This is a genomic window from Kaistia defluvii, assembly GCF_026343955.1.
In the GTDB taxonomy this organism is placed as follows: Bacteria; Pseudomonadota; Alphaproteobacteria; order Rhizobiales; family Kaistiaceae; genus Kaistia; species Kaistia defluvii.
Map to the genome: position 1 here is coordinate 620,333 of NZ_JAPKNI010000003.1, position 9,958 is coordinate 630,290.

Sequence of the window (9,958 nt, forward strand, 5' to 3'; positions counted from 1 at the left end):
GCAACAGTTTGAACGGGAATGCGGCATTCGCCGCGACACCGGGCAGAATGATGCGCGATTTCGTCCCCACGGGCGGTATGCTCGCCTGCGCCGAAGCCGGATAGTCGAGGCAATGACGGAACGACCTGATGAAAGCAGCCCGGGTGCCAGCGATGGCGTGACGGACGAAATCGCGGAACTGGCCCAGCAATTCAAGGCCTTCATCTCCGCGCTCTGGAATTCGTCCGGACGACGCGACTTTGTGTTGCTGACCATCGGTATCGTCACGGTCATCGTCGCCACGGCGGGCATGCAGGTGGTGCTCAACGCCTGGAACAGCCCGTTCTACAACGCGATCGAAACGCGAAACTTCACGTCTTTCCTTTACTACCTGATGGTCTTCTTCGGCATCGCCGGTGTGCTGCTGGTCCTGAACGTGGCCCAGACCTGGCTCGCCCAGATGATCACCCTGCAATCCCGGCAATGGCTGACGCGCGACCTGATCGCGCAGTGGCTGACGACGCGGCGCCTGGTCCTGCTCGGAGACGCGGGCCAGATTGGCGTCAATCCCGACCAGCGCGTGCATGAGGACGCCAAGCACCTGGCCGAGCTGTCCGCCGGCCTCGGCATCGGACTGTTCCAGTCCACCCTGCTCCTGTTCAGCTTCGTCGGGGTGCTATGGGTCCTGTCGAGCGGCGTCGTGCTGCGGCTCGGCGGCTACAGCTTCATGATTCCCGGCTACATGGTCTGGTGCGCGCTGATCTTCGCCGCCACCGGCTCGTGGGTGAGCTGGCGCATCGGCAGGCCGCTGATCGGCATCGGTGTCGAACGCTATGCCCGCGAGGCGGATCTCCGCTTCGCCATGGTCCAGGTCAACGAGAACGCCAGCGGCATCGTTCTCAATGCCGGCGAGCCCGACGAGAAGCAGCGCCTCGACGACGAACTCGCCCGCGTCATCGACATCACCCGCCGCTTCGTCAATGCGCTGGCCAGACTGACCTGGATCACCGCCGGATATGGCTGGATCGGCCTGGTCGCGCCGATCGTCATCGCCGCGCCCGCCTATTTCGGCGGCACGCTCTCCTTCGGCGAACTGATGATGGTGGTGGGCGCCTTCAACCAGGTGCAGAACAGCCTGCGCTGGTTCGTGGACAATTTCAGCTCGATCGCCGACTGGCGCGCGACGCTCGCCCGCGTCATGAGCTTCCGCCATGCCCTGGTGACCCTGGAACAGCCCCGCTCCACCGGCGAGCGCATCGAGTATGATCTGGAACCGCTGGGCAATCTGGAGCTCCAGAATGTCGCCGTCGACTGGACGGGAGAACGGGCCGCCCTCGACGAGGCCGATATCGACATCCGGCCGGGCGACCGCGTCCTGATCGTCGACCAGACCGGCTCCGCCCATGGGGCGCTGTTCTCGGCCCTCGCCGGCCTCTGGCCCTGGGGATCGGGCAGGATCAGCCTGCCGCCGCGCTCCCGGGTGATGTTCATCCCGGAGCGGCCCTATGTGCCCGATGGCTCGCTGCGCGCCGCCCTGACCTATCCCTCCGCCCCCTCCGGCTTCAACGATGAGGAACTGATCGAGGCGATGCAGCGGGTCGGTCTCAGCCGCCTCACCGGATCGCTCGATCGCAAGGCGCGCTGGGCCAAGGAGATTTCCTATAGCGACGAGGAACGGCTCACCTTCGCCCGCCTGCTGCTGCTGAAGCCGCAATGGATCTTCACCGAGCAGACCGTCGACGGCATGGACGAGGAGCAGCGCGGGATCTTCACCTCGATCATCAACGAGGATCTCGCGACATCGGCCGTGGTCACCGTGTCCGGCCGGGCGACGACCAATGATTTCTACACCCGCACCATCAATCTGGTGGATGCCCCCATCGGCGAGAAGGCGGATGGACCCGCCATCGCCGAGGCCGAACCCATCCTCCCCACGACCCGAGCGACCCCGGATGAACAAGCCAGACAGCCCGAACCGAGCACCGCCCGGCAAGCCGAGTAGAGCCGCCGGCACCCGCGCCCCGGCCAGGGAGAGGCTGGGCGACGACGCGCTGATGGAGCGGGTCCAGCGCCAGAGCTTCCGGTATTTCTGGGATTTCGGCCATCCCGTCAGCGGCCTGGCCCGCGACCGCACGCAGGGCCATGACGAGGTGGTGACGCTCGGCGGCTCCGGCTTCGGCGTCATGGCGATCGTCGTCGCCGTCGAGCGCGGCTGGATTTCCCGCGCCGAGGCCGTCGAGCGGCTGCACAGGATGATCGGCTTCCTGGAGCAGGCCGACAGCTTCCACGGCGCCTATCCGCATTTCATGAACGGCACGACCGGCAAGGTGGTGCGCTACGCCCGCAAGGACGATGGCGCCGATCTGGTCGAGACGGCGTTCTGGATCCAGGGCCTGATCGTGGCGCAGGTCTATTTCGACCGCGCCGACGGCAAGGAGCCCTGGCTGCGCGGCCGCATCGAAGGCATGCGGCGCGCGGTGGAATGGAGCTGGTTCACCCGCGACGGCCGCGACGGTCTCTACTGGCACTGGAGCCCGAACCATGGCTGGGCGATGAACCACGAGATCCTCGGCTGGAACGAGTGCCTCATCCTGTTCGTGCTGGCCGCCGGCGCGGAACAATACGCCATCCCGCCGCTCGCCTATCACAACGGCTTCGCCCAGAGCCGCACCTTCATCAACCGCCGACCGCAATATGGCATCGACCTGCCGCTGGGGCCGGATGGCGGCGGGCCGCTTTTCTTCGCGCATTATTCGTTTCTCGGCCTCGACCCGCGCGGCCTCCGCGATCGCTATGCCGACTACTGGGCACAGAACGTCTCCCATACCCGGCTCAACTACGCCTATTGCGTCGCCAATCCCGGCGGCTTCCAGGGCTATGGGCCCGACTGCTGGGGGCTTTCGGCGAGCGACAACCCGACCGGTTATTCCGCGCACGCGCCCGACAATGACCGGGGCGTCATCGCGCCGACCGCGGCGATCTCCAGCCTGCCCTATGCGCCGGACCTCGTCATGCCGGCGCTGCGCCACTTCCATGACGCGATGGGCGATCGGCTCTGGGGCGAATACGGCTTCTTCGACGCCTTCAGCGAAAGCGCCGACTGGGTGGCGAAGACCCATCTCGCCATCGACCAGGGACCACAGATCGTGATGATCGAAAATCATCGCAGCGGCTTGATCTGGAACCTCTTCATGCGCGACGCGGAAGTCCGCCGCGGCCTGCAGCGGCTCGATTTCCAGAGCCCGCATCTGTCGGGAACTCCAGTCGCCTGAAGCGCCCAATTCCAAGCAAGCCCCTCACCCCCAACCCTCTCCCGCAAGCGGGCGAGGGCTTTCCCGCCGAGGCAATGTCGACGGCGAGGCTGGGCGCGATCGGCCCCCTCTACCGCTTGCGGGAGAGGGTTGGGGTGAGGGTCTTCCTACCGCTCCTCAGACCAGCAGCGGCTGGGCCATCAGGTCCTGGTGGCCGAAGACGCGGCGGTAGCGGGCGATTTCCTCGGCCGGGCCGGTTGCCTTGTTGGCATTGTCGGAAAGCTTGACCGCCGGGCGGCCATTGGCCGAGACCACCTTGCAGACCAGCGAGATCGCCTGCAGCCGGTCGTCCTTGCCGTCCGGGGCGCAGTGGCGGAAATCATTGGTGACGTTGGTGCCCCAGCCGATCGAGAGATTGACCCGGTTGCGGAAATGGCGCGCCGCTTCCTCGATCGTGTCGATGTCCATGCCGTCCGACAGCACGATCAGCTTTTCGCGCGGATCGCAGCCATGCAGCTGCCACCAGGCGATCGCTTCCTCGGCGCCCTCGATCGGCGGCTTCGAATCCGGCCGCAGGCCCTTCCAGTTCAAGATCCAGTCCGGCGCATTGCGCAGGAACTGCGTCGTGCCATAGGTGTCCGGCAGCATGACCAGCAGATTGCCGTCATACATCTCCTGCCAGTCGCGCAGCACGTCGTACGGCGCATTGCGCAGCGCCTCGTCGCTCTCGGCAAGCGCCGCATAGACCATGGGCAGTTCATGCGCGTTGGTGCCGATCGCCTCCAGGCCCGCGGCCATCGCCATCTTGACGTTGGACGTGCCGACGAAATTGTCGCCCAGCCCCTCCTGCAACGCCTCGACGCACCATTTCTGCCAGAGATAGCCGTGCCGGCGGCGGGTACCGAAATCGGATATCTTCAGCGGGCCTTCCTGGGCCAGCACGCGCAGGCGCTCGATCTTGCCCCAGAGCTTGGCCTTGGCCTTGGCATAGAGCACGTCGAGCTCGAAGCGGCTCATGCCCTTCATCGCGGCGCGGGCGCGCAGCTCGCTGACGATGGCCAGCGCCGGCACTTCCCAGAGCGTCGTCTCGCTCCAGAGGCCGTCGAAGCGCAATTCATACTGGCCGTCATCGGTGCGGCGAAGCTCGTATTCCGGTAGCTGGAACCCTTCGAGCCAATCGAGGAACTCCGGCTTGAAGATCTGCTTCACGCCATAAAAGGTGTTGCCCGCCAGCCAGATCAGCTCGTTCTTCTGGAAGCGCAGGGTGCGCGCATGATCGAGCTGGTCGCGCAGTTCCTGTTCGTCGATGACGTCGGCCAGCCGCACCGACTTGGTCCGGTTGATCAGCCCGAACGTCGCCCGGACATCGCGCGACTTCTCGCGAATGAGCTGCAGCATCAGAAACTTGTAGAAGTCCGTATCGAGCAGCGTGCGGACGATGGGATCGATCCGGAAGCCGTGATTGTAGACGCGGGTAGCGATATCAAGCGACATACAGATGTCCATCGACAGAAGAGAAGCACGAACTCGACCCATCCCGATGGGCCACATGACCGTTCGCGCATTCACGAGGCGAAGCAGGGTCCTCGACGCGGGAGGCGCAGTGAAGCAGCCCAGATGGCAGGCTGCAAGCCGCGCGCGGCCAAATCCGCGCCCGCCTCGCCAGTTTGCGCTGCTGCGCCCCCTGTTTTGCGTGCACCTTTTTCAAATCTCCGTCCCGGACACCGATCCGGACGCCCGAGGGAAGCGATTGTTGGCATCGGCCACCCGCAAAACGGCGGGGCGCCGCGCTCCAGTATGGAATTTCTCTGATCTTTCCGCCATATATGCCCCGACAACCAAGGCTCCGGACCCGATCCGGATGCGTGATGATCGGAACGTCATGAACGCCCCCTTCGCCAAGATGAACGGCATCGGCAACCAGATCACCGTGCTCGACATGCGCGGCGCGGAAACGCGCCTTGATGCCGCCTCGGCGCGGGCGATCGCCGCCGACCCCCGCACGGCGTTCGACCAGCTGATGGTGATCGAGCCGCCCAAGACGGACGGAACCGACGCCTTCATGACGATCTTCAACACCGACGGCTCGCTTTCGGGCGCCTGCGGCAACGGCACGCGCTGCGTTGCCCTCGTGCTGATGCGCGAGAGCGGCCGCGAGACATTCCGGCTCGAAACCTCGGCCGGCCTGCTCGACGTTGTGGCGAAGGATGCCGACACCATCACCGTCGACATGGGCGAGCCGCGCTTCGGCTGGGCCGAGATTCCGCTCGCGATCCCGTTCGAGGACACCACCGCCATCGATCTGAGCTTCGGCCCCGTCGACGCGCCGATCCTGTCGCGTCCGGCAGTCGCCAATATCGGCAATCCGCATGCGATCTATTGGGTCGAGGACGTCGCCGCGATCGATCTCGGCCGCATCGGCCCGATCCTCGAGCGCGACCCGATGTTCCCCGAGCGCGCCAATATCTCGGTCGCCGAAGTGACCTCCGACCGTTCGATCACGCTGCGCGTGTGGGAGCGCGGCGCGGGGCTGACGCTCGCCTGCGGCTCCGCCGCCTGTGCGACCGCCGTCTCGGCCGCCCGTCTGGGCAAGACCGGCCGCATCGTCGATGTCCGCCTGCCCGGCGGCGTCCTCAACATCGAGTGGCGCGCCGACAACCATATCCTGATGACCGGCGCCGCCGAGTTCGAGCAGGAGGGCGTGATCACGCTCGGCGACGAAGTCCGCATCGAGGTCGCGCCGGATACGGTCGCCCGCCGCGCATGACCATCGAGACCATCACCTTCGGCTGCCGCCTCAACACGCTCGAAACCGAGGTGATGCGGACGAGAGCGGCGGAAGCGGGCCTTTCCGACGCGGTGATCATCAACACCTGCGCCGTCACGGCGGAAGCCGTTCGCCAGGCGCGGCAGACGATCCGCCGGACCCGCCGTGAGCAGCCGGATGTCAGGATCGTCGTCTCCGGCTGCGCCGCGCAGACGGAAGCCGCCACTTTCGCGGCGATGCCGGAAGTCGACCTCGTCCTCGGCAATGAGGAAAAGCTCACCGCCGCCGCCTACCGGCCGCTCGGGCTCGCCATCGCCGAGCATGAACGGGTCAAGGTCGCCGACATCATGGAGGTGCGCGAGACGGCGGGCCACCTCGTCGCCGGCATGGATGGCCATACCCGCACCTTCGTGCAGGTACAGAATGGCTGCGACCATCGCTGCACCTTCTGCATCATCCCCTATGGCCGCGGCCCCTCGCGCTCGGTGCCGATGGGCGCCGTCGTCGAGCAGATCCGCCAGCTGGTCGAGACAGGCAATGCCGAGATCGTGCTGACCGGCGTCGACATGACGGCCTATGGCAGCGACCTGCCGGGCAAGCCGACGCTCGGCACGCTGGTCGCCACCATCCTGAAGCGGGTCCCCGACCTTCCCCGCCTTCGCCTTTCCTCGATCGACACGATCGAGGTCGACGACGCCCTGATGCGGGCGATCGGCGAGGACGAACGGCTGATGCCGCATTTCCACCTGTCGCTGCAGCATGGCGACGACATGATCTTGAAGCGGATGAAGCGCCGGCATGGACGCGCCGACGCGATCCGCTTCTGCGAGGCCGTGCGAAAGCTCCGGCCCGATGTCGTCTTCGGCGCCGATATCATCGCCGGCTTCCCGACCGAGACCGAGGCGATGTTCGAGAACTCGCTCGCCCTGGTGGACGAATGCGGGCTGACGCATCTGCATGTCTTCCCGTTCTCGCCCCGTCCCGGTACGCCGGCCGCCCGGATGCCGCAGCTCGACCACTCCACCATCAAGGCCCGCGCCGCGCGGCTGCGCGAAAAGGGCCAGGCGACCGTCGCCGCCCATCTCGACCGCGAGATCGGCGCCAGGCGCCACGTGCTGATGGAAAAGGGCGGCATTGGCCGTACCGAACATTTTACGCCGGTCACCATGCCGGGCATCGCTGCCGGAACGCTTGTTTCGGCCCACATCACGGGACGGACGGCATCGGGCCTCCTTGCCACCCCACTCGCAGAGGCCGCCTGAACCATGGCAGAAGAAAAGAAGGGCCTGTTCCGCCGCTTTTTCGGCGGCGGCAAGCCGGCGGAGCCGGAACCGGCGCCTAAGCCCGAGATCGTCTCGCCGACGGCCGCCCCTGTCGCGGAGCCGGATGCGGAAGCGATCGCCGCCGCCGCCGTGATCGAACCGGCGCCCGTCGAGCTCCTCGAGGCGATCGAGGTCGAGACCGCCCACGAGCCGCTGCCCGTCGAGCCCCCGAACTTTGAGCCGCCTGCCACACCGGTTGCTCCGCCGGTGGCGCCGATCGCTGTCGCCGAACCGGTTCCGGCGCCCGCGCCACGTCCCACCGGCTTCTTCACCGCCCCGGTCGCGCCGGCCCCTGCCCCGGAACCCGCGCCGAAACAAAACTGGTTCCAGCGCCTGCGCGCCGGCCTGTCGCGGTCATCCAGCGCGCTCTCCGACGGCATCGTTTCCGTCTTCACCAAGCGCAAGCTCGACAACGAAACGCTCGACGAATTCGAGGACGTGCTGATTCAGGCCGATCTCGGCCTGAAGACCGCTTCCGCCATCACGGCCGCCCTGAAGAAGGGACGCTTCGACAAGGAAATCGACGGCGACGAAGTACGCACCGTGCTCGCCGACGAAGTGCGAAAGGTCCTGATCCCGGTAGCGAGGCCGCTCGTGATCGATCCCGCCCGCAAACCGCATGTCATCCTGGTCGTCGGCGTGAACGGCACCGGCAAGACGACGACCATCGGAAAGCTCTCGGCCAAACTGCGCGCCGAAGGCCGCTCGGTCATGCTCGCCGCCGGCGACACGTTTCGCGCGGCGGCGGTGGAGCAGCTGAAGATCTGGGCGCAGCGCACCGGCTCCGCCATCGTCGCCCGCGCCATCGGCGCCGACGCCGCCGGTCTCGCCTTCGATGCGCTGAAGGATGCGCAGGCCGCCGGGACCGACGTCCTCCTGATCGACACGGCCGGCCGGCTGCAGAACCGCACCGAACTGATGGCGGAGCTGGAAAAGATCATCCGCGTGATCAAGAAGCAGGATCCGACCGCGCCGCACAGCGTCCTCCTGACCCTGGACGCGACGACCGGCCAGAACGCCCTGCAACAGGTCGAGATCTTCGGACGCGTCGCGGGCGTCACCGGCCTCGTCATGACCAAGCTGGACGGGACGGCGCGGGGCGGCATTCTTGTCGCCATCGCCGCCAAATACGGCCTGCCGATCCACTTCATCGGCGTCGGCGAGGGCGTCGACGACCTCGAACCGTTCTCCGCCGACGAATTCGCCAGGGCGATCGCGGGTATCGCTGCGTGACCTGCGCCATAGATCAGCCGCGAATATCGCCCTATCTGAAAGCGACCACCACCGAAAGCCGGCCATGACCCTCGAAATCGAACGCGCCCCCAACGACCCCGCCCGCAAGGAGCTCAACCCGCTCCTGAAGCTGGCGCTCGAACTCGGGCCGCTCGGCGTGTTCTTTTTCGCCAATGCCCGCGCCGACATCTACTGGGCGACGGGACTGTTCATGGTGGCGACGCTCGCGGCGCTGGCCGTCTCCTACGCCATGACGCGAAAACTCCCGATCATGCCGCTGGTGACAGGCGTCGTCGTCGTCGTGTTCGGCGGTCTGACGCTGTGGCTGCATGACGACACCTTCATCAAGCTGAAGCCGACCATCGTCAACACGCTGTTCGGTGTGGTGCTGCTCGGCGGCCTCGCCTTCGGCCGCTCGCTGCTCGGCTATGTCTTCGATTCCGTCTTCAAGCTGACGGATGAGGGCTGGCGCAAGCTCACCTTCCGCTGGGGCCTGTTCTTCCTGGCGCTCGCGATCCTCAACATCGTGATCTGGAAGGGCGCCGACGCCTATCTCGCCGATCCCAAGGCGGCGACCGATCTCTGGGTGAACTTCAAGGTTTTCGGCATCATGCCGCTGACCTTCCTGTTCACCCTGTTCCAGCTTCCGCTGATCGCCCGCACGACGATTCCCGACGACAAGACCGAGGCGGCTCGCTGAGGCGTCTCGGTCCGACGAGCCTTTCGCGCCTTTGGAAAAGTGACACACGGTCGCGTTGGACGGCCGTGGCTTTCGTTGCCCCGATCGATCCGGGCACCGGCCGAGGCCTTCCGCGCCGGCGAGGCAGCCAGTTGGCCGGATCGGCCGAACGATCTCCGGCCCCCTCCTCCGCGGATCTGTCCTGCGACCCGGGCACCGAGCGGTGCGTCGGTCACCGGGCGGCCAAGCTTTTGTCCATGCGGATCGATCCGCTTCCCGGCAGTCCGATGCCGCGGGCACGCGATCCCGGGCCGGACATTCTTCCTGCTCGAATCGCGATTGCGGTTGGATGGCGGGCTCCGACGCGCGGTGGCCGGAGAACCTTGACGACGGCCCCCGGGCCGAAGACGCGCCTGGCATCATCGCGCCGCCGTTCTGAAGAAGGCGGCGCGCGGACGTTCGACGCCATCGCCGGGAGCGGGGTCGTTGGCCGAGGGTCGTCTCCGACAACGGTAGCCAACGGCGCTTCGCGGCGGATGGGCCCGTCGCGGGAGAAGACCCCATCGGCGGTGCTTCGGGCCCAGCCAGCCACCGATGCGCTGGGTCGTCACCCCTTTGTCTTTGGTTGGGACATTGTCGGGGATCGGTTGCGCGTGGCGGCGCTTTTGCGCGGCTGACTGGCGCTTGCGGTCTGACACATGGCACTGGCGCCTGGGCCTCGGGCTCC

The 9,958-nt window shown here is 66.6% G+C and carries 7 protein-coding genes; 6 read left to right on the top strand and 1 reads right to left on the bottom strand.

The features are described from left to right. Positions 1 to 112: 112 nt before the first annotated feature. Complete coding sequence (locus tag OSH10_RS10980; RefSeq protein ID WP_266331757.1) at positions 113 to 1,981, top strand: ABC transporter ATP-binding protein/permease; 1,869 nt, start codon at positions 113 to 115, stop codon at positions 1,979 to 1,981. Further along, entirely contained in the window at positions 1,932 to 3,251 is a 1,320-nt protein-coding gene (locus OSH10_RS10985; RefSeq protein WP_266331758.1) for a glucoamylase family protein, read from the top strand. The genes OSH10_RS10980 and OSH10_RS10985 overlap by 50 nt, the downstream gene beginning before the upstream one ends. A gap of 156 nt (positions 3,252 to 3,407) precedes the next feature. Here the strand turns inward: OSH10_RS10985 and pncB are convergent, their stop codons facing one another. After that, positions 3,408 to 4,724: a nicotinate phosphoribosyltransferase gene (gene pncB / locus OSH10_RS10990; RefSeq protein WP_266331759.1), complete on the bottom strand. Its 1,317-nt coding sequence runs from the start codon at positions 4,722 to 4,724 to the stop codon at positions 3,408 to 3,410. Between the two features lie 367 nt (positions 4,725 to 5,091). Between pncB and dapF the strand changes: the two genes are divergently transcribed. From dapF to OSH10_RS11010, 4 genes are all read left to right on the top strand, one after another. Beyond that, on the top strand, positions 5,092 to 5,997 hold the full coding sequence (dapF, locus tag OSH10_RS10995) for a diaminopimelate epimerase (protein WP_323181579.1): 906 nt from the start codon (positions 5,092 to 5,094) through the stop codon (positions 5,995 to 5,997). Further along, entirely contained in the window at positions 5,994 to 7,259 is a 1,266-nt protein-coding gene (mtaB, locus tag OSH10_RS11000; protein ID WP_266331760.1) for a tRNA (N(6)-L-threonylcarbamoyladenosine(37)-C(2))-methylthiotransferase MtaB, read from the top strand. Before dapF ends, mtaB begins: the two co-directional genes overlap by 4 nt. Before the next feature lie 3 nt (positions 7,260 to 7,262). Beyond that, positions 7,263 to 8,552 (top strand): signal recognition particle-docking protein FtsY, encoded by a 1,290-nt coding sequence (gene ftsY, locus OSH10_RS11005; RefSeq protein ID WP_266331761.1) that lies wholly within the window; start codon positions 7,263 to 7,265, stop codon positions 8,550 to 8,552. 64 nt (positions 8,553 to 8,616) lie between these two features. Beyond that, entirely contained in the window at positions 8,617 to 9,252 is a 636-nt protein-coding gene (locus tag OSH10_RS11010) for a septation protein A (protein WP_266331762.1), read from the top strand. The last annotated feature ends 706 nt before the right edge of the window (positions 9,253 to 9,958 follow it).